This is a genomic window from Metabacillus hrfriensis (genome assembly GCF_030127205.1).
Lineage (GTDB): Bacteria > Bacillota > Bacilli > Bacillales > Bacillaceae > Bacillus_P > Bacillus_P dongyingensis.
The window spans coordinates 4,256,887-4,280,987 of sequence record NZ_CP126116.1 but is presented as its reverse complement, the minus strand read 5'-3'; the positions used below and the strand labels follow the sequence as shown (position 1 = coordinate 4,280,987).

27 protein-coding genes are annotated in these 24,101 nt (G+C 40.7%); 11 read left to right on the top strand and 16 right to left on the bottom strand.

Annotation, left to right across the window (positions count from 1 at the left end):
* Window positions 1–49 precede the first annotated feature (49 nt).
* Genes QLQ22_RS21285 through QLQ22_RS21275 form a run of 3 tightly spaced genes read left to right on the top strand, consistent with a single transcriptional unit; the run spans window position 50 to window position 2,139 of the window.
* On the top strand, window positions 50–1,108 hold the full coding sequence (locus tag QLQ22_RS21285; RefSeq protein WP_284015511.1) for a PQQ-dependent sugar dehydrogenase: 1,059 nt from the start codon (window positions 50–52) through the stop codon (window positions 1,106–1,108).
* 13 nt (window positions 1,109–1,121) lie between these two features.
* Complete coding sequence (locus QLQ22_RS21280) at window positions 1,122–1,520, top strand: hotdog fold thioesterase (RefSeq protein ID WP_284015510.1); 399 nt, start codon at window positions 1,122–1,124, stop codon at window positions 1,518–1,520.
* Window positions 1,521–1,578: 58 nt separating this feature from the next.
* Complete coding sequence (locus QLQ22_RS21275) at window positions 1,579–2,139, top strand: GNAT family N-acetyltransferase (protein ID WP_284015509.1); 561 nt, start codon at window positions 1,579–1,581, stop codon at window positions 2,137–2,139.
* 1,518 nt (window positions 2,140–3,657) lie between these two features.
* Here the strand turns inward: QLQ22_RS21275 and QLQ22_RS21270 are convergent.
* Genes QLQ22_RS21270 through QLQ22_RS21235 form a run of 8 tightly spaced genes read right to left on the bottom strand, consistent with a single transcriptional unit; the run spans window position 3,658 to window position 10,100 of the window.
* Window positions 3,658–4,314 carry a DNA alkylation repair protein gene (locus QLQ22_RS21270; protein WP_252207345.1) on the bottom strand — a complete coding sequence of 219 codons (657 nt, stop codon included), beginning with the start codon at window positions 4,312–4,314 and terminating at the stop codon, window positions 3,658–3,660.
* Window positions 4,315–4,351: 37 nt separating this feature from the next.
* On the bottom strand, window positions 4,352–4,711 hold the full coding sequence (gene mnhG / locus QLQ22_RS21265) for a monovalent cation/H(+) antiporter subunit G (RefSeq protein ID WP_284015508.1): 360 nt from the start codon (window positions 4,709–4,711) through the stop codon (window positions 4,352–4,354).
* On the bottom strand, window positions 4,695–4,979 hold the full coding sequence (locus QLQ22_RS21260) for a Na(+)/H(+) antiporter subunit F1 (protein WP_223437865.1): 285 nt from the start codon (window positions 4,977–4,979) through the stop codon (window positions 4,695–4,697). Before QLQ22_RS21260 ends, mnhG begins: the two co-directional genes overlap by 17 nt.
* A complete protein-coding gene (locus tag QLQ22_RS21255; protein WP_284015507.1) occupies window positions 4,979–5,455 on the bottom strand; it encodes a Na+/H+ antiporter subunit E in 477 nt (158 codons plus the stop codon). Before QLQ22_RS21255 ends, QLQ22_RS21260 begins: the two co-directional genes overlap by 1 nt.
* Before the next feature lie 5 nt (window positions 5,456–5,460).
* Window positions 5,461–6,942, bottom strand: coding sequence for a Na+/H+ antiporter subunit D (locus QLQ22_RS21250; RefSeq protein ID WP_223437861.1), 1,482 nt, complete (start codon window positions 6,940–6,942; stop codon window positions 5,461–5,463).
* Window positions 6,935–7,276 carry a Na(+)/H(+) antiporter subunit C gene (locus QLQ22_RS21245; RefSeq protein WP_070876102.1) on the bottom strand — a complete coding sequence of 114 codons (342 nt, stop codon included), beginning with the start codon at window positions 7,274–7,276 and terminating at the stop codon, window positions 6,935–6,937. The genes QLQ22_RS21250 and QLQ22_RS21245 overlap by 8 nt, the downstream gene beginning before the upstream one ends.
* Window positions 7,276–7,713, bottom strand: coding sequence for a Na(+)/H(+) antiporter subunit B (locus QLQ22_RS21240; protein ID WP_070876103.1), 438 nt, complete (start codon window positions 7,711–7,713; stop codon window positions 7,276–7,278). The genes QLQ22_RS21245 and QLQ22_RS21240 overlap by 1 nt, the downstream gene beginning before the upstream one ends.
* Window positions 7,710–10,100, bottom strand: a complete 2,391-nt coding sequence (locus QLQ22_RS21235) for a Na+/H+ antiporter subunit A (protein WP_284015506.1) — start codon at window positions 10,098–10,100, stop codon at window positions 7,710–7,712. The genes QLQ22_RS21240 and QLQ22_RS21235 overlap by 4 nt, the downstream gene beginning before the upstream one ends.
* A 239-nt stretch (window positions 10,101–10,339) precedes the next feature.
* On the opposite strand from QLQ22_RS21235, the gene QLQ22_RS21230 reads away from it, so the two are divergent.
* Together QLQ22_RS21230 and QLQ22_RS21225 are read left to right on the top strand one after the other, a co-directional pair.
* Window positions 10,340–10,573, top strand: coding sequence for a hypothetical protein (locus QLQ22_RS21230; RefSeq protein ID WP_223437857.1), 234 nt, complete (start codon window positions 10,340–10,342; stop codon window positions 10,571–10,573).
* A gap of 114 nt (window positions 10,574–10,687) precedes the next feature.
* Entirely contained in the window at window positions 10,688–11,245 is a 558-nt protein-coding gene (locus QLQ22_RS21225; protein ID WP_284015505.1) for a DUF5366 family protein, read from the top strand.
* A 33-nt stretch (window positions 11,246–11,278) separates the two neighbouring features.
* Here QLQ22_RS21225 and QLQ22_RS21220 read toward each other — a convergent pair whose 3' ends face one another.
* From QLQ22_RS21220 to QLQ22_RS21210, 3 genes are all read right to left on the bottom strand, one after another.
* On the bottom strand, window positions 11,279–11,677 hold the full coding sequence (locus QLQ22_RS21220; protein WP_223437853.1) for a thiol-disulfide oxidoreductase DCC family protein: 399 nt from the start codon (window positions 11,675–11,677) through the stop codon (window positions 11,279–11,281).
* 52 nt (window positions 11,678–11,729) lie between these two features.
* On the bottom strand, window positions 11,730–13,562 hold the full coding sequence (locus QLQ22_RS21215; RefSeq protein ID WP_423246270.1) for a transglycosylase domain-containing protein: 1,833 nt from the start codon (window positions 13,560–13,562) through the stop codon (window positions 11,730–11,732).
* A gap of 160 nt (window positions 13,563–13,722) precedes the next feature.
* Window positions 13,723–14,901 (bottom strand): MFS transporter, encoded by a 1,179-nt coding sequence (locus QLQ22_RS21210; protein WP_223437849.1) that lies wholly within the window; start codon window positions 14,899–14,901, stop codon window positions 13,723–13,725.
* A 236-nt stretch (window positions 14,902–15,137) separates the two neighbouring features.
* On the opposite strand from QLQ22_RS21210, the gene kapD reads away from it, so the two are divergent.
* Window positions 15,138–15,761, top strand: a complete 624-nt coding sequence (gene kapD, locus QLQ22_RS21205) for a 3'-5' exonuclease KapD (protein ID WP_223437847.1) — start codon at window positions 15,138–15,140, stop codon at window positions 15,759–15,761.
* A 34-nt stretch (window positions 15,762–15,795) separates the two neighbouring features.
* Here kapD and kapB read toward each other — a convergent pair whose 3' ends face one another.
* Entirely contained in the window at window positions 15,796–16,179 is a 384-nt protein-coding gene (gene kapB, locus QLQ22_RS21200; protein WP_284015503.1) for a kinase-associated lipoprotein KapB, read from the bottom strand.
* Window positions 16,180–16,325: 146 nt separating this feature from the next.
* On the opposite strand from kapB, the gene QLQ22_RS21195 reads away from it, so the two are divergent.
* Both QLQ22_RS21195 and QLQ22_RS21190 read left to right on the top strand, forming a co-directional pair.
* Window positions 16,326–16,538, top strand: coding sequence for a hypothetical protein (locus QLQ22_RS21195; RefSeq protein WP_338036994.1), 213 nt, complete (start codon window positions 16,326–16,328; stop codon window positions 16,536–16,538).
* Between the two features lie 196 nt (window positions 16,539–16,734).
* Entirely contained in the window at window positions 16,735–17,307 is a 573-nt protein-coding gene (locus QLQ22_RS21190; RefSeq protein WP_284015502.1) for a superoxide dismutase family protein, read from the top strand.
* Between the two features lie 36 nt (window positions 17,308–17,343).
* Here QLQ22_RS21190 and QLQ22_RS21185 read toward each other — a convergent pair whose 3' ends face one another.
* The 3 genes from QLQ22_RS21185 to QLQ22_RS21175 all read right to left on the bottom strand — a co-directional run bounded on the left by QLQ22_RS21185 (window position 17,344) and on the right by QLQ22_RS21175 (window position 20,542).
* On the bottom strand, window positions 17,344–17,658 hold the full coding sequence (locus QLQ22_RS21185; protein WP_223437841.1) for a hypothetical protein: 315 nt from the start codon (window positions 17,656–17,658) through the stop codon (window positions 17,344–17,346).
* Window positions 17,659–17,757: 99 nt separating this feature from the next.
* Complete coding sequence (locus tag QLQ22_RS21180; protein WP_223443650.1) at window positions 17,758–19,053, bottom strand: ATP-binding protein; 1,296 nt, start codon at window positions 19,051–19,053, stop codon at window positions 17,758–17,760.
* 322 nt (window positions 19,054–19,375) lie between these two features.
* Complete coding sequence (locus tag QLQ22_RS21175) at window positions 19,376–20,542, bottom strand: MalY/PatB family protein (RefSeq protein ID WP_284015501.1); 1,167 nt, start codon at window positions 20,540–20,542, stop codon at window positions 19,376–19,378.
* A 354-nt stretch (window positions 20,543–20,896) separates the two neighbouring features.
* Between QLQ22_RS21175 and QLQ22_RS21170 the strand changes: the two genes are divergently transcribed.
* Entirely contained in the window at window positions 20,897–21,151 is a 255-nt protein-coding gene (locus QLQ22_RS21170; protein ID WP_223443649.1) for a DUF1871 family protein, read from the top strand.
* Between the two features lie 42 nt (window positions 21,152–21,193).
* On the opposite strand, the gene QLQ22_RS21165 is transcribed toward QLQ22_RS21170, so the two are convergent.
* Window positions 21,194–22,021, bottom strand: coding sequence for an alpha/beta fold hydrolase (locus QLQ22_RS21165; RefSeq protein WP_223437836.1), 828 nt, complete (start codon window positions 22,019–22,021; stop codon window positions 21,194–21,196).
* A 376-nt stretch (window positions 22,022–22,397) separates the two neighbouring features.
* On the opposite strand from QLQ22_RS21165, the gene QLQ22_RS21160 reads away from it, so the two are divergent.
* Both QLQ22_RS21160 and QLQ22_RS21155 read left to right on the top strand, forming a co-directional pair.
* Complete coding sequence (locus QLQ22_RS21160) at window positions 22,398–22,898, top strand: Lrp/AsnC family transcriptional regulator (protein WP_223437834.1); 501 nt, start codon at window positions 22,398–22,400, stop codon at window positions 22,896–22,898.
* The gene (locus QLQ22_RS21155; RefSeq protein ID WP_223437831.1) at window positions 22,895–24,061 is read left to right on the top strand and encodes an aminotransferase; all 1,167 of its coding nucleotides are present in this window, start codon (window positions 22,895–22,897) and stop codon (window positions 24,059–24,061) included. The genes QLQ22_RS21160 and QLQ22_RS21155 overlap by 4 nt, the downstream gene beginning before the upstream one ends.
* Window positions 24,062–24,101 lie beyond the last annotated feature (40 nt).

Below are 24,101 nucleotides of genomic sequence, written 5' to 3'. Positions count from 1 at the left end.
AACTTAAAGAAAATGGGAATATGAGGTGATTTTCCTGAAGAGGTTATGGGTGATTATTTTCAGCAGTTTGGTCATAGCGGGATGTCAGTCCTTTCAGAATGAAGATCAGGAAGACAAAGAAGTGAGCGGCCAGTCTGAGAGGCAGGATACAGAAAGTATTCTAAAGGAAATGGATGTTCCGTGGTCTATTACAAAGAGTGATGATGTTTTTTACCTGAGTGAACGAACTGGGCAAATTGTGAAATGGAACCAGGTGTCTGATGAAAAGGTGACTCAAAAGGTGATATTGAAAAAGAAACTGCATCTAGAAGGCGAGGGCGGATTTCTTGGCTTTGAGCTTTCCCCTGATTTTGGAGAGAGCAAGCAAGCTTTTGCCTACCATACATATAAAGATGGAAACAAAGTAAAGAACCGAATCGTTGTTCTAAAGGAAAATGCAGACCATTGGGAGGAAGTAAAGACTGTACTAGAAGATATTCCAGGTGCGCGTGTCCATAACGGAGGGCGACTCAAAATTGGCCCTGACGGCAAGCTTTATGCAACAGCAGGCGATGCTATGAGTCCTGAGTTTGCACAAGATAAAAATTCTCTGGCAGGAAAAATCCTAAGACTTGAACTTGACGGATCGGTCCCGGATGACAATCCTTTTCAAAATTCCTATGTATATTCTTATGGGCACCGTAATCCTCAAGGGCTTGCATGGGACGAGAAAAATTCACTGTTCAGCACAGAGCACGGCCAGTCTGCTCATGATGAAATTAACTGGATTCAGCCGGGGAAAAATTATGGCTGGCCAGTAATAGAAGGGGACGAGCAGCAGGAAGGCATGGAAACACCGCTCTATCAAACCGGGGAAGAGACTTGGGCGCCTTCTGGCCTTGCCTATAAGGAAGGAATCTTGTATGTGGCGACATTAGCCGGAAATTCTGTTAAACGATTTGAAGTCCATACAGGAGAGGTGCAGATTTACCTGGAAGGATGGGGCAGGATGCGCGATGTTATGATTGAAGATGACAATTTGTATACAGTAACGAATAATCGCGATGGCAGAGGAAATCCGCGCAAAGATGATGATCAAATGCTGCGAAAGAAACTAAGTCCGCAATAGAGGAGGAAATATAATGGAATACAATGTTGAAAATACACTGCTGAACTCACTTGGTATTGAGGTGAAAAGCGTAACAAATGATGGAGTCGTTGCTACAATGCCTGTGGATGACCGTACGAGACAGCCTTTTGGCATTTTGCATGGCGGGGCTTCTGTAGCGCTTGCAGAAACAGTTGCAAGCATAGGTGCCTATCATTTAATCAACCAGGAAACAGAAATGTGCGTTGGACTTGAGATTAATGCAAATCACATAAGAGGAAAGCAGGACGGCACCGTTACCGCTCACGCCATCCCTATGCACCGAGGCAAAACAACAATGGTTTGGGAGATTAAAATTGTCGATGAAAGAGAAAGCCTGATCTGCATTTCCAGATGCACGATGGCAATTTTAAAGAAAAATAATTCAGGTTGACTGCATGCCCTGATGTTTAACAGGGCATGTTTTCTATGAGAAAAAGGGGAAATAACAGATGAAAACAAATTTTCCAGTCCTCTATACAGAGCGTTTTGTTTTAAGGAAAATGGATGAGAGCGATGCGAATGAGGTGTTTGCTTATTTTTCAGATGATGAAGTCACAAGATACTATGATCTGGAAAGCTTTACTGAAATAAATCAGGCAGTTCAGGTGATTAACCGCTGGGGTGAAAGGTTCGATAAAAATGAAGGATACAGATGGGGAATTGCTGATAGAGAAACGAATAAAATTATAGGCAGCTGCGGCTATCACAGCTGGGAAAAAGAACATTTTAAAGCAGAAATAGGCTTTGAATTGAATCGCTCTCATTGGAGAAAAGGGGTAATGACCGAGGTTTTATCACCCATTTTGGAGTTTGGTTTTGCCCAAATGGGCTTAAATCGCATTGAAGCTTTTTATGATCCGGACAATACGGCTTCAAAGCAGTGCCTTGAAAAAGCAGGATTTATATATGAAGGTGTCTTAAGACAGGCTGCATATGAAAAAGGGGTATTTTGTGATGCAGCAGTATGCTCGATTTTAAAAGAAGAATACGGGAAAAAACAGAGCATTTAACCATAATGAGTACCGTTATGAAGGAGATAACAGCAAATATAGAAGAAAACGGGTACAAAATTGCACCGCAATTTGTATCCGTTTTTTTTGTTATTATCACTTCTTTTAAAAAAAGATTATTTTAATTGGGGAATCAACCGCGCGCAATGAGTACTTCAAGCAAAATGGAATTCCGTTTTTGGGTACTCAAAGGCACTCTATGAGTACTCAAAACTAAGTGGAAGTCTGTTTTTGGGTACTCACCAGCACTCTATGAGTACTCAAAACCAAGTGGAAGTCTGTTTTTGGGTACTCAAAGGTACTCTATGAGTACTCAAAACTAAGAGAATTCCGTTTTTGGGTACTCAAAAGCACTCTATGAGTACTTAAAACCAAGAGAATTCCATTTTTGGGTACTCACCGGCACTCAATGAGTACTCAAAACCAAGGGAATTCCGTTTTTGAGTACTCAAAAGCACTCTATGAGTACTCAAAACCAAGAGAATTCCGTTTTTGGGTACTCAAAAGCACTCTATGAGTACTCAAAACCAAGTGGAAATCTGTTTTTGGGTACTCAAAGGCACGCTATGAGTACTCAAAACCAAGAGAATTCCGTTTTTGGGTACTCAAAAACACTCTATGAGTACTCAAAACTAAGAGAATTCCGTTTTTGGGTACTCAAAAGCACTCAATGAGTACTCAAAACCAAGAGAACTCCATTTTTGGGTACTCAAAAGCACGCAATGAGTACTTAAAACCAAGAGAATTCCATTTTTGGGTACTCAAAGGCACTCTATGAGTACTCAAAACCAAGAGGAATTCCGTTTTGGGTACTCACCAGCGCTCTATGAGTACTCAAAACCAAGAGAACTCCATTTTTGGGTACTCAAAAGCACTCTATGAGTACTTAAAACCAAGAGAATTCCATTTTTGGGTACTCAAAGGCATTCTATGAGTACTCAAAACCAAGAGGAATTCCGTTTTTGGGTACTCAAAAGCACTCTATGAGTACTCAAAACCAAGTGAAGCCTGTTTTTGGGTACTCAAAGGCACTCAATGAATACTCAAAACCAAGGGGATTCCGTTTTTGAGTACTCAAAGGCATTCAATGAGTACTCAAAAACCAAGAGAATTCCATTTTTGGGTACTCAAAGGCATTCTATGAGTACTCAAAACCAAGAGGAATTCCGTTTTTGGGTACTCAAAAGCACTCTATGAGTACTCAAAACCAAGTGGAAGCCTGTTTTTGGGTACTCAAAGGCACTCAATGAATACTCAAAACCAAGGGGATTCCGTTTTTGAGTACTCAAAGGCATTCAATGAGTACTCAAAAACCAAGAGAATTCCGTTTTTGGGTACTCACCGGCACGCAATGAGTACTCAAAACCAAGTAGAATTCCGTTTTTGAATACTCAAAAGCACGCAATGAGTACTCAAAACCAAGAGAATTCCGTTTTTGGGTACTCACCTGCACTCAATGAGTACTCAAAACCAAGAGAATTCCGTTTTTGAATACTCAAAAGCACTCTATGAGTATGATTACAGATACTTCATTCCTTCACGCCTGCTTAAAGAAGGCAATTCATTCCCTGCAATAAATGTTCTTACGGAATCAGGATTTGTTTTCGAGTATTCGCGCAATGACCAGCCAATTGCCTTTTGAATGAAAAATTCGGCTGATGCTGAGTGCTTTAGGATGACACCGTAAAGCCAGGCTTCATCTGTTTTTTGCTTGTATTTTAATTGATGCAGGATGGCCGTTCTTTGAAGCCAGAAATTGTCCGAGTCAGTCCATTGATCGAGGTGTGTTTCCCGCAATTCGGGATTCTTTATAACGAGGTGACCGATTATGTTAGATGCAATTAGATCCACTGTATCCCACCAGGAGTTTGTAATGATCAGGTGTTTTATCCATTCTATGTCCAGCTGCCCAAGCTTGTTTTTTTCAAGCAGAAGAATATCGACCGCAGCATATAATAGTTCCCTTTCTTCAAACGTCCAAAGTTCCAATATCGTGGTTTTTAAGTGATCAGGCCGTCCGTGCTGTTTAAGAAATTGCTTCGTAATTTCTTTTCTTTCAGGTGATTTTATTCCAAAAAAACGAAATTGATTGCGCATATACTTCTCCATCGCAAAAGCTTTTTCCTGATCTGCATGCTGTGAAAAAACGTCTCTAAGCTTAATAGCGTAGGTCATTTAATTTTTGCTCCTTTAAAAAAGGATGAGACGGATCTCATCCTTTTACACTTTCATTTTTCCGGTCTGATTCTAAATCGTCCTGAACACTTTTTTCCCAAAGCGGCACTTTCGTATTATAGGCAGCCCTCATAATGAGGTGCCCGGCAACCGGTGCTGTCATAAAAACAAAAACTATCCCCAGTATGATTCGTGCATTTAAATGGCCTTCAATCAGCCAAAAATAGAAGAATACACCAAGCAGGATACTGATGACGCCAAGCGTTGCGCTCTTGGAAGCGGCATGATTGCGCGTATAGGCATCAGGCAGGCGGACAACCCCAAAGGCTGCTATCAGACTCAGCAGTGCCCCCTGAAGAATGAAATACCCAATAATGATATTAGCTATTACGATCATTTTCGATAATCTCTCCCTTCTCAAGGAACTTTGCAAAGGCAACTGTTCCAATGAATGTCAGGATTCCAAGCAGCAGAATGACCTCTAGGAAAGCATTGGTTCGGAGTATAACTGAAATGATGGCCGTAATACAAATCAGGTTAATTCCAATGGCATCAAGCGCAATGACCCGGTCAGGAATCGATGGCCCTTTGATCAGCCTGTACAAGTATAAAACAGTTGAAATAGCTATGATGAGAAGTGAGATTCTTAATACCAGGTCGAGCATTAGCGGCTCACCTCCTGAATGGCTTTCTCAAACGTGTTTTTAATATCTTTTCTTGCTTCTTCTGCGTCTTCTAAGTCCATCGCATGAATATACAGAAAGCGGTTATCGTCTGAGACCTCAACGACAAGAGTTCCGGGCGTCAAGGTAATTAAATTGGCCAGAATGGTAATTTCCCAATCTTTTTTCAGTTCTGTTTCAAGCTTGAAAATCCCGGGCCGGGCTGTGATTTTAGGTGCAAGCACGATTTTTAATACCGCAAGATTAGACATAATCAGCTCACGGTTGAAAATATAAAGGAGCTTTAAAACGGCGACAATATTCCATAGATAGAACCGGTGATTGAAAAAACGGCGCAGCGCAAAGATCATCAGCAGTCCGAAGAAGTAGCCGTTAAAAAAGTCCCGGACGGAGTATTCGCCCTTTAAGAACATCCATGTAAATGCAATAGAGAAATTAAGTAAAATTTGAAAGGCCATAACATCTACTCCTTCAGCACGGCTTGAATATAGATTGATGGATCGAGCAGCGTTTCAGCAGCTTGAGTGATATATGGTGCAGCTGCTTCCGTTCCAACCCCAAAAGCAATCGATAGAGCTATCAGGACAGCGATTGGAAAGAGAAGACCTTTTGTCGAGCCTTTCTCCTGTTCTTTCGCAAGCTTGACTTCACCCCAGAATCCATTGATAAAAATTTTCATAATGGAGTAGAGAACAAGCAAGCTTGATATCAGGACAAATAAAGCAAAGACATATTCTCCGGCTTCAAAGCCGCCCTGGACAATTTTAAGCTTGCCGACAAAACCGCTTAATGGAGGAATTCCAGCAAGGGCAATGGCGGCAATAAAGAACATCCACGCAAGGAGAGGATGATTTTTCAGCAGTCCGCCCATTTTCCGTAAATCACTTGTGCCTGTAATCACAATCATGGCACCTGTAAGCATAAAGAGGGCGCCTTTGATGATCATATCGTGGATCAAGTAGTAAATGGCCCCTTCAATCCCAGGTGAATTGAAGACCGCAACTCCAAACAAAATGACGCCTACTGCGACAATGATATTATAAATCACAATCTTTTCTATATCCCAATATGCAACTGCTCCAATTACTCCGAACAGAATGGTCAGAACAGAGAGCCATGCTAAAATCTGATGCGTATAGCCCGTGTCATGAATGAAAATGAGTGAATATACCCGAGTAATGGAATATACGCCGACCTTTGTTAACAAAGCTCCAAATAAAGCTGTTACAACAGCTGGAGGCGCCTGATAAGATCCCGGCATCCAGAAGTAAAGCGGAAAGATTGCACCTTTCATGCCGAAAACGACTAAAAATAAAATCGCAATAACAGTCAATATCCCTGTTTGTCCGTTTTCACTGATTATCTGACTCAAATCTGCCATATTCAGTGTGCCTGTTACTGCATATAAGTAAGCAACGGTGATGACGAATAAAGCTGAGGAAAAAATGTTCACGATAATATATTTAATAGATTCCCTCAGCTGCGGTTTTGTTCCGCCAAGGACAATCAGTACATACGAGCTCATAAGCATCACTTCAAAAAAGACAAACAGGTTAAAGATATCGCCAGTTAAAAAAGCGCCTGTTACACCAGTCAGCAGGAATTGAACAGCCGGATAAAAGTAAAAACGCTCTCTTTCAGCCCCGATTGAACGGAAGGCAAACAGAATAGAAGTCAGCCCGATAATGCTGGTTGTTAAAACGAGCAGGCTGGAAAACATATCTGCAACGAATACAATCCCGTACGGAGGCGCCCAGCTTCCGATTTCTACTGTGAGAATACCATTTTCTCTGACATCCAAAACAAGCAGAAAAGAGATGATACCTGCTATTAAAGAGGCAATGACGCTCATCCATTTTTGGACGGTTATATACTTATTGAAAAAGATTAAAAGAATGCCTGCCAATAATGGAACAATGAGAGGCAGCATCACGATATTATTCATTATGATCATTTCCCCTTAACTGATCCATATCATCACTTCCAAGTTCCTGATACGCTCTGTAAGCTAAAACAAGCAAGAAGGATGTAACACCAAAGCTGATAACAATTGCCGTTAAAATCAAAGCCTGCGGCAAAGGATCGACATATGATGAAGCTTCTTCGCCAAGAAGCGGTGCTGCGCCTTTTTTCAATCCGCCCATAGTAAGGATCAAAAGATGGGCGCCATGGCTCAGCAAACCTGTACCGATAATAATGCGAAGCAAGCTTTTAGATAGCATTAAATAAGTTGCAGCCATAAACAATATACCAACAACGATTGCCATTAAAATTTCCATTATTCTGTCTCTCCAATCGTCTGAATAATGGTCAGGGTTACACCGATTACAACAAGATAAACGCCAAGATCAAACAAGACTGCTGTTGCAAGCTCCGTATCCCCAAGAATCGGCAGATCAACATGACCGAATGTATGGGATAAAAACGGAACGCCGAAAAAGAAAGATCCGACGCCTGTTAAAACGGCGATCAGCAGTCCCGCTGCAGCAAGATTAATGTAATTGACAGGCAATATATTGATGACTGTTTTTACATCATAAGCGAGCAGAAGCAGCACAATTGCAGAGGAAGTCATTAATCCTCCGACAAATCCGCCGCCAGGTGTGTAGTGTCCGGCGAAAAAGAGATAAATTGAGAAAATGATGATAATGAAGAACACAACTTTAGTAATCGTCTGCAGGATCACGTCGTTTGTTTTGATATGTGTTTTTTTCATCCTTCCTCCCCCTTTGCCATCCGCAGTTTGACCATGCCGTAAATACCAAGTGCAGCAATGCCAAGAACGGTAATCTCAAATAAAGTATCAAATCCGCGGAAATCTACTAAGATAACGTTGACCATATTTTTACCGCCGGCTTCTGTATAACTGTTTTCAATAAAGAAAGACGAAATCGTTTCGCCGACGCGATTGCTATTGGCCGAAATAGCAACCAATGTGACAACAAGTCCCACTCCCAATGAAATAAAGAAATTCACTAATCGGAAGCTGAGCTTCTTTTCTCTTTTCTTGAAAGAAGGCAGGAAGTAGAAGCATAGCAAAAACAGCGCAACCGATACCGTTTCAATCACAAGCTGGGTTAGGGCCAGGTCTGGTGCGCGAAAAAGGACAAAGAACAGGGCTAAACTGTAGCCGACTGATCCGAGTGCAATAATAGCGGTCAATCTGGATTTTGAAAATAAAATCGTGACCGTTCCAAGCACCATGGCAAAAGCAAGAACAGCCTCATAAATGCCAATCTCCGCTGTACCATCCAAAGTGAATGAAAATCCTCCTTTGATGGCCATCGTTCCGCCTGTTATCACAATCAGGAAAACAAAAATATAGGCCAGATAATCTCTGATGAACCCTGTCATATAAAAGCGCGTAAATGTGTTTGAATAGCGCTCCATGCCGCTTAAAGAAGCATCATAAAATTTATTGAGCGCAAGTTTTTTTGGGAACAGATCGTATACTTTTCTCCATTTTCCAAGCGTCAAGTATCCAATTGCGCCAAGCGCTATAACCCCCATTGTCATAAAGAGCTCAGGTTTGAATCCATGCCAGAAGGAAATATGAACTTCAAACTTTTTGCCTTCAGAAAGCAGAGACGGCATGATCGATTCTACTGCAGGCTCAATTAGTGTATAAGACAGCAGATTCGGGAAAAACCCGAAAATCACAACAAGTGAACCGAGAATAATAGGAGAAATCAGCATGCCAAGCGGTGCTTCATGCGGTTTGCGCTCGAGCTTCCCCAATTGAACAGGACCTGTAAATGTTTTAAATACAAGCACCATGCTGTATAAGAACGTAAAGATACTTGCAATCCATGCGAGAACAGGGAACAAAAATCCCCATGTTTCCATATTGAAAATATCCATTTTCGTTGCGTTGAGCATTCCGGTAAAGAACATTTCTTTACTTAAAAATCCGTTAAATGGAGGCAGACCGGCCATTGAAAAAGCCCCAATAACAGCGATTGTGAACGTGATCGGCATAAAGCTCATCAAACCGCCGAGCTTTCGGATATCACGTGTGCCGGTTTCATGGTCAACAATACCTGCTACCATGAAAAGACTGCCCTTAAATGTTGCATGATTAATTAAATGAAAAATTGCTGCAACAGTAGCTACCGTATAAAAATTATCGTCAAGTGAATCGTAATGTAGAGCGGCTGCGCCGACTCCGAGCAAAGACATGATTAACCCAAGCTGACTCACCGTTGAGAAAGCGAGAATCGCTTTTAAATCGGTTTGCTTTACAGCATTTAATGAGCCCCAAAACAGCGTAATGATTCCGAAAATGCTGACAAGCCAAAACCATTCAGCCGTCATCGCAAATACAGGGCTGAACCTTGCAACAAGATAAATCCCTGCTTTAACCATCGTCGCAGAGTGAAGATACGCGCTGACAGGCGTTGGTGCCTCCATCGCATCCGGAAGCCAGATATAAAATGGAAATTGGGCTGATTTCGTAAAAGCTCCCAGCAGAACAAGTACAAGAGCAGGAATAAACAGCTGGTGGGTCATGATGCCTGGAACAGCTTCAATCATTTCACGGATGCTGAACGTTCCTGTCATTAAATAGAGCAGAACAAAACCCCCGAGCATTGAAAGTCCGCCAAAAACTGTGATCATCATCGACTTTAATGCACCGTATCTTGATTTTTCTCTGTGATACCAATAGCCGATTAATAAGAAAGATGAAAGGCTCGTAAATTCCCAGAAAGTGTAGAGCACAATGACATTATCCGATAGAACAACGCCAAGCATAGCTCCCATAAACATTAGCAGATATACATAAAAATGATTTAATTTTTCTTTTTCTTTTGAGAGATAATAAATCGAATACAGTACGACGAGCGATCCTATACCTGTTATCAGCAAAGCAAAAAGCAGACCAAGCCCGTCCACATAAGCTGTAAAATTAATGCCGAGCGATGGTATCCAATTGACAGTTGATTGAACGGTCTCGCCGATAAACCCAAGAAAATAAACGAACAATACAATCGGCAAAATGAGAACAAACCATCCAGTATGTACGCTTCTGAAATATTTATAAAGGAAAGGTATCAGAATGGCCAGTAGAAATGGTGAGATGATAGCCGCATGTAATAACGTCATTTTTGATCCTCCTTATGATGAAATTTCACGGTCATAAGACCCTATATTGAATTTAAAATTAATTATAACGTAAATATTTCGTTCATGCATTCCTTACACACGTATTATTGACCTCCTTTATCTGTTCTATTAAATAAGAAGAAAGAAACGAAAATCAGCCAAAAAATAACGGATTTTTTTCACTGCAGGCTTGTATATTTCCTTTTTTGAATGAGCATGCTAGGGATGAGGTGATCCATATGAATAAAAAGAAGATCATCACTGCTTCCTTTATTTTTACAGCCATGTTCACGAGTGCATGGGCTGCAAATGAAAAGACAAAACGAACCTACATTGATCCTGATTCCTTTAATGAAAGCAAAGCGGAAATGTCTGAAACAGAAGAGCCGTTTTATTTGTCTAATGAGGAAAAAAGGATGCTTGAGAAATTTAAGCCGAGAGAATACATTCGGATTGTGAATGTGAATAAGTAAAACAGAACGTCAGTCTTGGGACGTTCTGTTTTGTATGTGGAAAATAGTTCTTGTAACCCAGATAGCACTCGGTCATAATGAATGAGTATTATGACAGATTAGGAGATTCATGGAATGAAAAATACATATTTTACAAGCTATTTCCCCTTGATTTCCATTCTGCTGTTCAGCACCTCTTTTTCCATCTCGACTGTCATGATGGTTTTAAAGGTGCTTAAGAGGCTTGGTGTTTACGGGGGAATGCTTGAATTCTTTTCAGCGAATGGAATCAAATTAGCATTGTTTATTATTTTTGCTCTTATTTATTTTATGATTTTTTCCGCTCTAAAGCTTCTTGCAGACACAGTAACAGAGCTTTCTCTGCTTTTTTTTTCAAAGGATGTGGACGGAGAAAGTCTAAAGAAAATCAGGCTTGGATCAGCGATCTATCTAATAGCAGCTGCTCTTTCCCTGCTGCTCATCCAATATGGGATTGGAATTTTCGCTGTCTTTCTGCTGGCCACGCTTTGTTATTTCATATTTGTTGTTTATCAGTTCAGCTTTTTCTTAACTTCGTTCTCGTTAATTGGACTTGTTTTGTTTCATGTGCTGTTCTGGTCCATCTTTTTGTTCGGCATCCTTTATATTTGCATGAGATTGTATAACAGCGTGATGGCGAGTTTGCCCGTATAGAAGAAGCCCCTCGGCTATTGCGAGGGGCTTTTCTTATAAAAATCTTTCTCTTTCTTCAGGAGAAGGGAGTGTACACGATTCCTTCTTTCCAAACCATTTGTATCTGTTTTTTGCAAGAAGGCTATAAACATAATCCCTGATAGGCCTTGGGATGACTATAAATAAAAAGGTTAGCCGGAATAAACCGCCAAGCTCCTTTAATACGTGCAGAGCAGCCGTAGATTTGAGGTAAACCTTGTCACCATCCACATAAACGAAACTGTCAAAATCGGAAAGAGGAAGGCTGTGATGAGAAAGAATTTGCTGTCCTGCATCAGACTGAAGGGAGGCAAACTTAAAAACAGCCTTTTTATCGTGCTTTAACACAAATTGCACGGTTCCATCACAGAAATTGCACACACCATCAAATAATAAAATTTTTCCCTTTGTCATCATTTCACCCTCAATTACAAGCTATATCGTTACTTTTCCACGAATAAACAATCTAAAACGGCCGATTTTTCGTGATATCCCTCCATATAAGCTGATGCGGGGCTGATTTGGCTAAATTCACTATGCTGCCTGATTTGTCTTTGCCAATCCACACGCCGGCTGCATATCGATCGGTTAAACCGACAAACCATAGATCTTTATAGTCATTAGTCGTACCTGTCTTGCCGCCTATATAGGGAGCTGCATGATTGGCTTTTGTTCCGGTTCCGCTTGCTGTAACAGCCGATAAAAGCTTTCTCATTTCATTATTAGTTGTGCTTTTCCACACTCTTACCGGTTCTTCCTGCCATTTGTATAGATCGTTCCCTTGTAAATCTGTTATTTTGATAATGGCATGGCTTTTATGGAAGACGCCATCATTTGCAAAAGCCGAATAGGCTTGCGTTAGTTCTAAAGGTGAAAAACCATTTGTGAAGCCGCCGATTGCTGATGGAAGCACGTAATCAGCAGGCGTTACCGAACGGAAACCGAACGGCTTTAAATAAGAATATCCTTTTTCAATGCCAACTTCATCAAGCATTCTGACAGCAGGTGTGTTGTATGATTTTTTAAAAGCCGTTTCAAGCGTCACATTTCCGTAAGTTTTCTCATCATAATTTTTGGGGCAATAGTCTTTCTTACAAAATGGTCTTGCGCTTATAAGGGACGATGCAGCAGCATTTTTTACATCTATATACGGAACATAATCCAGCAATGGTTTTATGGCTGATCCTGGCTGGCGATAGGCCTGGTAAGCGCGGTTGAAATCAAATTTTTGATAATTATGGCCGCCATATAAGGCTTTTATTTGATGAGCATGATGATCAATTACCACGCTCGCTCCTTGAACAGAAGAATCACTTAGATGATTTTTAAAAGCATCAGCAACGTTAGCCTGCAGGGCTGGATCAAGAGCCGTATGGATGATCACGCCTTTTTTCACTACTTCTTGCACTCTGTTTTTAAGCTCTTCCTCAAGGACAGCTTTTTCATCCTTGTCTGCATCTGCTGCTCTTTTTGTGTAGCCTTCATTTTCAGCAATAAGGCGTTTTAGTTCATCATGTACATAGGTGACATAGTCAGGATAGCGGTCTGTCCGATGATGCAGATTTAATCTGATCTTTTCTGCTGAAGCAGAGTCGTATTGTTCTTGAGTAATATATTCATCGTCTAATAGATTTTTAAGCAGCAGCAGCTGTCTTTTCTTTGTATTTTCAAAATGCTTGATCGGATCATATAAGGTTGGATTATTCGGAATAGCACTGATAAAAGCAATTTGAGCCAGTGTCAGCTTGTCGATTGGCTTGCTGAAATAATAATTGCTTGCCATTTGAACCCCGTAAACCCCGTTATGAAAATAGACTGCGTTTAAATAACCTTCGAGAATTTCTTCTTTTGAAAAGGTTCTCTCTATGTGATAGGAATACAAGAGCTCGCTCAGCTTCCGATTATAGGTTTTCTCGTGAGATAAAAAGACATTGCGGGCAAGCTGCTGGGTGATTGTGCTTCCGCCTTGTTCGATGGATTGGTTTTTGGCATTAATCATGACCGCTCTCGCCATCCCGGCAGGATCAAAGCCAATATGTTCATAGAATTTTTGATCCTCTGAAACGATGAAAATGGTTTTAACAGCTTCAGGAATCTTGTCAATTGGGACAAAGCTCCGGTTTTCCTGATTTGTGACGATCTCAGAAACGAGGGCCCCGTTTTGATCAACGATAAAACTATTTTGTGTCAGAGGAATTTCTTTTAAAGGAATCTTTTCGTCTAAAACTGCTGATAAAGCTTTCACATTTTTTACTTCATCCCCAGAGATGAAAAATAAATAAATAAGTACGGGGGCCATGATAAACAGGCATATCCAGCCGATTATTGAACGCAATACTGTCACTCGCTTTATAGGTTATTAGTGTTCACCTTATAGTACCATCTGCTGAAATAAGATAGAAGATATTTCCTGATGGGGCGCAGACCAAAAAACGCGCTCCAATTTGGATAGCGCGTTTTCAGCTCGCTTTTGCCAGGGCTTTTTGTTCACTGCGCAGGCTTTTCCATAATAGAACCGCGCTGCACAGAAACAAACCGGCTGTTACATAAAAAACAGCAGAGATTCCGAAGCTGCCTGCAATGATTCCGCCAAGAACAGGTCCGACAACATTGCCGAGAAACTTAAAGCTGACATTGTAGCCAAGGACCTCGCCCTGCATAGCTACAGGTGCTGTCTGGCGGATGAATGCCGTAATGCAGGGAATGATGCCGCCAATCGCCATGCCAAACAGAAAGCGGAAAATCATCAGCTGCCATAAATTTTGGACAAGCGCCTGCGGAATAAAACAGAAGACAGAGGCAACCAATAATCCAATCAGCACTTTTTCATGTCCAATCCGATCACCAAGAGAACCCCATCTCCTTGAAGCGATTAAATTGCCGGCGCCAGTAGCGGAAAAAGCGAGTCCTGAGAAAAATGCCAGATTGACCGGGCCGTGAAGTTCGCTCACATAAAGAGCTAGCAGCGGCTGTATGCTGAAATTGCCAATTTGGACAAGGAGGGTTAAGAACATAATGGTTAAGAGGAGAGGAGATTTAAAAATATGCTGCAAGACTTGTTTTCTTGTGTACGATTTCTTTTTTTCCTCTTTTACTCTGAGCGGTGCTTCTTTAATCCCAAAAGCAACAAGAAGGACAGATATGTATATAACGCCTGACGTAATGAAAAACGTGTACGTAAAACCAAACTGGTCAGCGAGAAGACCTCCAATAAGCGGTCCGAATAAGCCTCCTGATACCGTCCCCATCTGAAGGGTTCCGAGCGTGCGTCCTGCTACCTCCTTTTCAGTCTGGGCTGAAATTAAAGCGAGAGAAGTCGGGATAAATCCAGTTACAGCACCCATCACCAGCCGCAGTAAAAATAACTCATGAACAGACTTTACGAAACCCATTAAAAGAATGCTTGTGGCAATGCCGGAGCCTGTAATCAGCAAAATTTTCTTATAGCCATACTTATCTCCAAATCTTCCCCATAATGGCGAAACAAGAAAAGCCATCAAAAAAGAGATGCCAAATACATAGCCAGCCCATTTGCGCACATAGTCATCTGAAAAATCGCCAAATGTGCTCAAGTATAAAGACAAAAAGGGCATAATCATGGTCGCACTTGCTGCAACAAAAAAGTTAGCCGTCCACATGATTAAAAAATTTCGTTTTAGTATAGAAATAAAAACACCTTCTTTAGATAAAAGCCCGGTTTTTATTTCGGGTCCCTTAATATTATAAATCAATCCTTTCGTTTTTAGAAATAATATCTGAGCAATATTCATTATTTTTAGAAAAATAAAGCTATATTTTACATTTCGGTGATATAATAGTAATAAAAAGGAAATTTCTTTTTTGTCTAATAAAATAAGTTGAAAGGAGGGTTCGTATGGCAGATCACCATCAATTAATTTTTATTGATTTTGAATTTACCATGCCAGAAGGAAAAGCCAACCCGCGCGGATTTTATCCTGAAATAATCGAAGTAGGAATCGTCTCCATCATCAATCAAACCGCACATAAACAATTTTCCTCTTATGTAAGGCCAGTTCAGTTTCCCTTTTTATCAAATCGCTGCAAATCATTTCTGCACATTTCTCAGGCACAGGTTAACTCAGGTATTTCCTTTCAGGAATTGATCACGATCTTAAAGGAGTTTGCAGACTATCCGAAGACAACCGTTGTGACGTGGGGGAATATGGACATGAAAGTACTCAGGCAAAATTGCCAGAAAAATAATGTTGATTTCCCTTTCTCCGGCAAATTCAGAGATTTATCAATGGAGTACAAGAAGTTTTTTGGAGACAGAAATCAGACGGGTTTATGGAAAGCTGTTGAAGAGTATGGGAAAAAAGGAACAGGCAGGCATCATTGCGCATTAGATGATGCACTGACCACCTACAATATTTATAATCTTGTCGAAAATGACAAACGATATTTGCAAAAACCAACACCAACGACAATCGGAGACAGGATTGATTTTTCAAAAGTCATGAACAAATTTGCAACATAAGCCAAATCACCTTACACGTGATTTGGCTTATTGATTATTTAAAGTAATCGGCCTTTAACAGCTGGATTTTCTCAAGTGACTTTTTTGCCCATGGCCTTGCATCATCTTTAAGGTCATTCTCAAGTTCTGCAACAGCTGTGCTAAGAGATTCATGGTAAGACGGGATGCTTCCTTCATATTTACGGACCATGCTCTTTGGAATATTGGTTTGCTCATGCTCTGCAAGGGCCCTGCGTTCATGAAAGAGAGGTACCTCTGCTTCCTTTGGCATATGCAGGTCTCCCTGAAGCGGATGTTTCATAACGGCCTTTACTTTTACCAAATAATGCTCTGGCCGTACATTTGTGATTTCTCCGATATATTTTCCGGTTTTATAGTTGCCTGTCACGATTTCCCCAATAAGAAGTTCTTCTCTCATTTTTATGCCCCCTGTTTTTAAATGGTGCAAATCCCCATTTATTTTTGAAGTTATTTTAATAATAGAGTGTTTATAGACATCAGTTCAAGAAATAGTGTGGAGCTTGGGGCTGAAACTTGTTATAGTTAAGTGGATAAAGGTAAGGAGTGATCGTTTTGTTGAACGCTTTCATAGTAGGTTTGTTTCTCTATTTTCCTGAAGACAAGTCTGAGTACCTTCCAGCTGGGATTACCATGTTCATCTTTTTCGTGGCCGCTGCAGCAGCGTTCATGTTAATTAAAAAAATCTCGAAAAAAGAAGAACTGAAAGCAGAGGAATTTGAAAAAAAACTTAAAGCCGCTCATAAAAATAAATTGTAAGTTGAAAGTTCCAATTTTGGGGTTGGTATTTTTTATAGGATCAGATTTTAAATATTCTACTGCATCTATGCCAAGCTGCAGATCCTCGCTTAAAACGCTTCTGAACAAGAGCGCTTTAAGCTTTTCTTAATTTTCCAGAATAAAAAACTCACACTATGCAAAAAATGGTAAGAAGTACATATATCTGGAGGGAACAATGAAGAAACGTATCGTTCCGGCTGTTTTATTTCTTTCATTTTTAAGCGGGTGCATGGAAGAGGCACCGACAAAATTAGATGTAGAAATGTTTAATGCAAGCGGAGATTCTCTTGGAACAGTGAAAATCTCCGAACAGGCAAAAGGCGTAAAATTGGAATTGGTTTTAGAGGGTCTTCCTCCTGGAGAGCATGGTTTTCATATTCATGAGAATGCAAAGTGCGAGGCGCCGGAGTTTAAAAGTGCAGGCAATCATTTTAATCCTGATGAAAAGCAGCACGGTCTGCTGCATCCAAAAGGATCTCATGCAGGTGATCTGCAAAACCTGATTGCGGATGAAAATGGGCTTGTTGAGGCGGAAATTGCAGCACCTGCTGTGACGCTGAAAAAAGATGAAAAAAACTCTTTATTAATGAAAGAGGGGACAACGCTCATTATAACTGAACTAAAAGACGATGGAATGACTCAGCCATCCGGTGATTCAGGCACACGCATCGGATGCGGTGAAATTACTGAAAAAGAAGGAAAGCGTTCTGATAAGAAGGAAGTAAAGCCTGCAGAAGAAAAACAGTGATCACTTAACAAGTAAAAACGGCCCTTCAGGCCGTTTTTACTTTATTTCTGCGATTTGATTACAGTCTGCTTTTACTTTTGAGAGAGGCAGTCCAAAAAATGTATAAAACTGGACAGTCGTTTCATAGCATTTTTGACTAGACCCTTTTTGCTCTTTGATGCTCAGCACTTCCTCGTTCAGGGAAAGTGCACGCTGAAACGAGTTAAAGTGAAGTGTTTGAATCGTGTCAATCGCAAGGGCAGCTTCTTGCTGCATTTCTTCATTCGGTATTGCTTGTGCGCCGTTCCCTATTTGCTTCGGGATAAAGAAGGCTGCGGTTAATAGGCATAAGGTCAGCAGAAAAATCAGCATGAATCGGTTCTTCAGTAAAACCCCTCCTCATGTTCTTTTCGTCTGGTCACTTTTCGTCTCTATGGTCAGTTTATTAAATAATCGAAAAAAACATTCGAACTATTGAACATCTGATTGAATTGGCAGAGAAACGGTGACAGTTGTTCCTTCGCCAACGGAACTCTGATAGCGGATAGTACCGCTGTGGTGATGGATGATGGAAAAGGTTACTGTTAACCCAAGACCGGTTCCTTTTTCCTTTAGTGTAAAGTATGGTTCTCCCAAGCGTTCAAGCTGGTCTGCTGTCATTCCGTTTCCATTATCAGTGATTTTGATTCTGATGTATTCATGTGAAGAATAGGCTCTGATGAAAACTTTTCCTTCAAAATCCGGCACCGCTTCGATCGCATTTTTTAAAAGATTGATAAATACTTGCTTTAGTCTCGGATTATCTCCATACACGACTAAATCCGAGTTGATTTTTGTTTCGATTGTGACCGTTTTGTAGTTGGCATAAGAGCGCATTAATTGATCGACTTCAATAAGCAATGAGGATAAAGAAACTTTCTCTTTTTCAAAATATTGCTGTTTTGCTAAATTTAGATAATCGGTAATAATATCCTGAGCCCGATCAAGCTCTGATAATACTAATTCGAAATAGTCCTTATTTTTATGTTCGTTCTCCTGCAGTTCCTGACCCATCAATTGAATAAAACCCCTCACTACCGTTAATGGATTGCGGACTTCATGAGCAACGCTTGCAGCGAGCTCGCTTATGATGGAGAGCTTTTCGTTTTTGATAATCTGATAACGCATCATTGCGTTTTCACGAATGTATTCAATGGCATATTGCGAAAGAAATAATGCAGACATGAGGAAAAGCCAGTCAAGCACTAAGGTTATCGTATTGTTCCCTGTGAAAATCATAGGAGTAAGACCAAGTGTTCCAGTCAAATACATGGCAGAATAAGTGACTGCGGTTTTAATATTGCCAATCAGCAGAATAAACATCATTTTGCGCTGTTTATTATAAAAAAACCATTTTCTTTGAAGATAGTAAGGAAGAATAATATAGAAAGGAATGGTAATCATACTCAGCAGCAGCCAGTATCCGCCTGTATAAAAATGGTAGGCAAACACAGTGAGAATAACAAGGGCGCCAGAGAGCGGCCCTCCATATAAAATGCTGATGACAATGGGGATGGAATGCAGATCAAAGCTTAAATCATCCACAATATGAAGAGGGTAGGTTATACAAAGAATAGCAGAAGGTGCACAAAGCAAATAAATAAGAGTTTTGTTGCGGCTGGGAGGCGATTTGAAAGGCCTGCTCAGCCAAGCAGTCTGATAAATGAAGACAGGAAAAAGAATGAATGTCATATGCAGGATTAATTCTTTAATCGATTCGATTGTCATGGTCAATGGACTCGACACCTTTACAATTTTCTGAATTCATTATACCATTTAAAAAATTAATATACTTCAAAATAGTTCAATTAATAACAGGGGATGTTCTGTCTAATGACGCTGATAATTAAACCGTTTCGCAGGTATGACAAAGCTATTCTTGAAAGACAAGGAAAGACGAAGCGGTGAAACATCTGACCTTTCGGAACACTCCCTGAAGAACATACTTATCTAGAGAAAATACAAGGTTCGCCGTTTTTCTGACTGTCATTTATAAACAGGATTTTTTAATATACAAAAAGCCATAATCTCAGATTATGGCTTTTGCTGATTAAGAAAATGCTTTTTCAAGCCGTTTTAACCCCTCAATTACAACAGAACGCGGACAGCCAATATTCATTCGGACAAAACCTTCACCGCCATGACCGTATTTAGTGCCTTCTTCAAGAGCAAGTCTTCCTTTTTCAAGCAGCAGCTCCTTCAATTCAGCATCTGTTTTTGAGAGGCTTCTGCAGTCAATCCAAACGAGGTAAGTGGAATCTGGCTGAATCACTTTTAACTCCGGCAACTTTTGAGCGATAAAGGAAGTGACCGTTTTTACGTTCCCTTCTAAATACGTTTTTAACTCCTCGAGCCAAGGATCGCCATAAGTATAAGCAGCTTCAATGGCTGTGATGCCGAATGTATTTAGCGTGAAAAAGCCCTGTCTTTTTTGAAAATCCTCATATTTAGCCCGAAGATCTTTATTTGGAATGATAATCGCAGAAGATTGGAGACCTGCAAGATTGAACGTTTTGCTTGGTGACATGCATGTAATAGAAAGGTTGGCAAGCTCCTTGGAAATGGAGGCTAAAGGCACGTGCTTATGCCCGAATAACATTAAATCCGAGTGAATTTCATCTGATACCACGATTACATGATGGGCAGCACATAACTCGCCAATCTTTCTCAATTCATCTAAGGACCAGACTCTGCCTCCAGGATTGTGGGGGCTGCACAGCAGCATGAGCTTAACATCAGGATCTGAAAGCTTTTCTTCAAGATCTGCAAAATCAATTTCATAGTGCCCCCTTACAAGACTTAATTGATTATTAACGATGGTGCGATTGTTTTTTTCGGTGATATCAAAAAAAGGATGGTAAACGGGAGACTGAATGAGGACACTGTCACCAGGCTCTGTCAGTGACTGAATGGCCATGCTTAAAGCTGTCACAACACCTGAGCTGAAAACAATCGATTCTTGTGTAATGTCCCAGTTGTGGCGTTTTTTCATCCACATTTGCACGGATTTTTTTGCCCCGGAACCTGGAGATGTATATCCAAAAATACCATGCGCTGCCCGCTCTGCAAGTGCTGCAACTACTTCTTGAGGAGCCTTAAAATCCATATCCGCCACCCACATAGGCAGAACATCTTTAATACCGAAAATTTCCTCCGTATAATCCCACTTCACGGATTGAGTATTGGATCTGTCAGTTGTCTGATCAAAAGGATTCATTTTTAACCCTCCTACTTTCCTGTATGTGTGTGCACTATAAGGGCTGTTCTGCTTTCTGGTGACTGCTCCATCTTGCAACCCTTGTCATAAAAATTTATCCGAAAAGTCAAAATCGGACTTTTCGGTTGACTCCTTATCTTTTTGCCGGGTCTGTTCAGTTGGTAATGTTTTTCTTTGTCCAGCTCTAACTCCCAACTTCTCGGCCAGAAGAAATTTCCCCAAAAAGTCAAACCCGACTTTTCGGATGAATTCTTATCTGTCTGTCTGCTCTAAACAATCGCTTCCGCTTTTCTTTTATAATATATATGATAAAATAGCTATGCAAATGAAATGGATGGGTGATATTAAGTGGAAATGAAAGAAGCTAATGAGCAGATGCTCGAAATTTTATATAAGTGGGATCCCTTACATTACGGTGCGGAAGCTTATGAAACAGAAGTATTCGATGTTTTGCAGGCTGTTCATGTTTCAGAAGCGCCTTCCCATTTGTCCAGAAAAATTCAGTCTATTTATGAATTCTCCTTTGAAGAAATTATTCCATTAAAAGAATGTGAAAAAATAGCTATTGAATTGCTTCTTATAAAAAATAATGCAGCTTGTGAACGGTAATCTGTCGTTCTCAGCTGCATTTTTTGTTTCCGTATTTGGATGTTACACGCAAAATTCGAAAATTCGCTCGGACACGAAATCAGGACGCTCTTCTGGAACTAGATGTCCTGTATTTTTTAACGAAAAGAAATGAGAATTTGGAAGATCTTTGTTCATGCGTTCACCGATTTGTACAGGGACGACTTTATCTTCCTGACCCCAAATAAGCAGGCTCGGTGTTTCAATTTTTCTTAAATCCTCTGCAGATAAATCACCTTCACGGTCACGAATCATGCGTGATAAAGCCATAAAAATCCGGTCATCATAAAACGGCTGAATATAGCCATCCATCATTTCCTGATCAATCAATGAATGGTCATAAACGACATTGCAAAGGTTTTTCCATACTCCCTGCCGGCTCATAATATGTTTGATGCAAAGATAGAAATAAGGCACATATGAACCGAATATAAGGGAGGGATGAGATCTTTTCATATATCCTGAACTGCAAAGAAGGACAACCTTTCTGAACATCTCAGGCATTTCTTTTAAAGCATACAAGGAAATTTGCCCGCCCATCGAATGTCCAACAAGAATGGCGTCATCCACTTGAAGATTTTTTAAAAGCTCAATGACGACTTTAGCCATATTGCGGTATGAATAAACAAATGCGATGGACTTTTCCGACTGCCCAAAAGGAGGCAGGTCAACCGCAATAATACGATATTCATTTCTTAAATACGGGATCAGCCGCCGGTAGCTGAATGTGGAAGAAAGAAAGCCGTGGATCAATACCATTGTAGGTTTTCCAGGGTTCTCATAGAGCTCATAATGAACATGAATGTCCTGTATCATCATCTTGAATTCCTGTTTATTTTCAAAAGTCACCATAGTCGTTCACTCCAGCATTTATTCTGATTTTCTTTGAGAGATAAGAAAATATAACATTTTGCGCATTGATGGCAAGCGGACTTGTCCAACCCCTCGGCCAGAATGAATCCGGCAAAAAGTTTAACTGTCATACCTGAGCTAAACGGCGCCTGCGCTTTTCTTCATACGACATGAATTCGTATCCTTTGACAAAAAGCTGACGGTTATCAGTATTTTTGCCGCAATAGTTTCTACTATTTTAACCTTGATTACAGAAATAACTCATGTAAAATCTACCCGTAATTTGAGGAAAAAAAACGGGAAACCCCATGTCTGTTTTCTCCTGTTCATGCTATAATTATCAGAACATTCTTAAGGATAAAAGGAGGACGGCGAAATGAAGCTTTCTCAAAAGGAAACGGAAATACTTGAGCTTTTAGAGGAAAACAGCAGACTGACTCCTCTTGCAATTGCCAAAATGGTGCAGCTGTCAGAGGAAGAAACGATTGAAGCGATTAAACGCCTTGAAGAATTGAAGGTCATTATTGATTATTCGACAACTGTCAACTGGCGCAAAGTAGACGGTCATGAAGGTGTAACAGCTATGATTGACGTAAAGGTCGCTCCAAAAAGAGGAACAGGTTTTGATGCGATTGCTGAACGAATATACAGATTTAAAGAGGTAAAGTCGGTGTACCTCATGTCAGGGGCCTACGACTTATCGGTTGTGATTGAAGGCAGGTCGATGTCAGAGGTTGCCCATTTTGTTTCAGATAAGCTATCTACTCTTGATTCTGTGCTGTCAACAACGACTCATTTTATTTTGAAAAAATATAAGCATGACGGCAAAATTTACGAGCAGGATGATGAAGACAGACGAATTGTGGTGTCTCCATGACACAAGAGAGGTATTTATCTAAAACCGTTTCACAATTAAAGCCTTCCGGCATCCGCAAGTTCTTTGATCTTGCGGCTGGCATGGAAGGTGTTATTTCGCTTGGAGTCGGAGAACCGGATTTTGTCACTTCATGGAATGTCAGAGAAGCATGCATCTTATCGCTCGAGCAGGGATTTACCTCTTACACAGCTAATGCAGGTCTTGCAGAGCTGAGAGTGGAGATTGTCCGGTATTTGCAAAAGAAATTCAATGTTTCTTATCGCTATGAGGACGAAGTTATTGTAACTGTAGGAGCCAGTCAGGCTTTGGATATTGCGTTAAGAGCAATCACCGATCCTTTAGATGAAATATTGATACCAGAGCCTTGCTTTGTTTCTTATGGACCTTTAGTATCGCTTGCAGGAGGGGTGCCTGTGCCTTTGCATACAAAGGCAGAGGATCAATTTAAGCTTCTTCCTGAACACATAGAAGCGGCGATTACAGACAGGACAAAGGGATTGCTGCTGTGCTCGCCAAGCAACCCAACAGGAGCCGTGTTAAATAAAAAGGAGCTCGAACAAATCGCTGAAATGGCTGAAAAACACGATCTAATCATTTTAGCCGATGAGATTTATGCAGAACTTACATATGATGAGGCCTATACAAGTTTCCCAAGTTTAAAGGGCATGCAGGAGCGTACCATTTTAATCTCCGGTTTTTCAAAAGGCTTTGCGATGACTGGATGGCGACTTGGATTTGTTGCGGCACCCGCTGCACTCTCTCAAGCCATGCTTAAAATACATCAGTACGCTATGATGTGTGCTCCAACAATGGCCCAGTTCGGAGCAATCGAAGCGCTGAAAAACGGACTGCAGGATGTTGAGCAGATGAAAAAAAGCTATAGGCAAAGAAGAAATTACTTCGTTGACTCCCTTAATGAAATTGGGCTGCCTTGCCATCTGCCGGGAGGAGCTTTTTATGCATTTCCTTCAATTGCGAATACCGGACTCAGTTCTGAAGAATTTGCTGAGCGTCTTTTGCTCGAACAAAAGGTAGCTGTTGTGCCTGGCCATGTTTTTGGCGAGAGCGGAGAGGGCTTTATCAGATGCTCGTATGCTTCTTCCTTAGAACAGCTGCAAGAGGCATTAAGAAGAATTTCTATATTTATGAAAAATTTCCAATAGGAATTCTAAACAAAAAAAGGACAAAACCGTTTGGGTTTGT

Coding starts and splice junctions, on each gene's coding strand:
- QLQ22_RS21235 (WP_284015506.1), bottom strand. CDS start 10,100: ATGACGTTATTACATGCGGCTATCATCTCACCATTTCTACTGGCCATT.
- QLQ22_RS21250 (WP_223437861.1), bottom strand. CDS start 6,942: ATGAATAATATCGTGATGCTGCCTCTCATTGTTCCATTATTGGCAGGC.
- QLQ22_RS21260 (WP_223437865.1), bottom strand. CDS start 4,979: ATGCTCGACCTGGTATTAAGAATCTCACTTCTCATCATAGCTATTTCA.
- kapB (WP_284015503.1), bottom strand. CDS start 16,179: ATGAGAGAAGAACTTCTTATTGGGGAAATCGTGACAGGCAACTATAAA.
- QLQ22_RS21240 (WP_070876103.1), bottom strand. CDS start 7,713: ATGAAAAAAACACATATCAAAACAAACGACGTGATCCTGCAGACGATT.
- QLQ22_RS21270 (WP_252207345.1), bottom strand. CDS start 4,314: ATGACCTACGCTATTAAGCTTAGAGACGTTTTTTCACAGCATGCAGAT.
- QLQ22_RS21160 (WP_223437834.1), top strand. CDS start 22,398: ATGAAGCTTTCTCAAAAGGAAACGGAAATACTTGAGCTTTTAGAGGAA.
- mnhG (WP_284015508.1), bottom strand. CDS start 4,711: ATGATCGTAATAGCTAATATCATTATTGGGTATTTCATTCTTCAGGGG.
- QLQ22_RS21230 (WP_223437857.1), top strand. CDS start 10,340: ATGAATAAAAAGAAGATCATCACTGCTTCCTTTATTTTTACAGCCATG.
- QLQ22_RS21170 (WP_223443649.1), top strand. CDS start 20,897: ATGAAAGAAGCTAATGAGCAGATGCTCGAAATTTTATATAAGTGGGAT.
- QLQ22_RS21175 (WP_284015501.1), bottom strand. CDS start 20,542: ATGAATCCTTTTGATCAGACAACTGACAGATCCAATACTCAATCCGTG.
- QLQ22_RS21275 (WP_284015509.1), top strand. CDS start 1,579: ATGAAAACAAATTTTCCAGTCCTCTATACAGAGCGTTTTGTTTTAAGG.
- QLQ22_RS21210 (WP_223437849.1), bottom strand. CDS start 14,901: ATGTGGACGGCTAACTTTTTTGTTGCAGCAAGTGCGACCATGATTATG.
- QLQ22_RS21190 (WP_284015502.1), top strand. CDS start 16,735: ATGAAGAAACGTATCGTTCCGGCTGTTTTATTTCTTTCATTTTTAAGC.
- QLQ22_RS21255 (WP_284015507.1), bottom strand. CDS start 5,455: ATGGCCTTTCAAATTTTACTTAATTTCTCTATTGCATTTACATGGATG.
- QLQ22_RS21155 (WP_223437831.1), top strand. CDS start 22,895: ATGACACAAGAGAGGTATTTATCTAAAACCGTTTCACAATTAAAGCCT.
- QLQ22_RS21215 (WP_423246270.1), bottom strand. CDS start 13,562: ATGGCCCCCGTACTTATTTATTTATTTTTCATCTCTGGGGATGAAGTA.
- QLQ22_RS21180 (WP_223443650.1), bottom strand. CDS start 19,053: ATGACAATCGAATCGATTAAAGAATTAATCCTGCATATGACATTCATT.
- QLQ22_RS21245 (WP_070876102.1), bottom strand. CDS start 7,276: ATGGAAATTTTAATGGCAATCGTTGTTGGTATATTGTTTATGGCTGCA.
- QLQ22_RS21185 (WP_223437841.1), bottom strand. CDS start 17,658: ATGCTGATTTTTCTGCTGACCTTATGCCTATTAACCGCAGCCTTCTTT.
- QLQ22_RS21165 (WP_223437836.1), bottom strand. CDS start 22,021: ATGGTGACTTTTGAAAATAAACAGGAATTCAAGATGATGATACAGGAC.
- kapD (WP_223437847.1), top strand. CDS start 15,138: ATGGCAGATCACCATCAATTAATTTTTATTGATTTTGAATTTACCATG.
- QLQ22_RS21220 (WP_223437853.1), bottom strand. CDS start 11,677: ATGACAAAGGGAAAAATTTTATTATTTGATGGTGTGTGCAATTTCTGT.
- QLQ22_RS21225 (WP_284015505.1), top strand. CDS start 10,688: ATGAAAAATACATATTTTACAAGCTATTTCCCCTTGATTTCCATTCTG.
- QLQ22_RS21280 (WP_284015510.1), top strand. CDS start 1,122: ATGGAATACAATGTTGAAAATACACTGCTGAACTCACTTGGTATTGAG.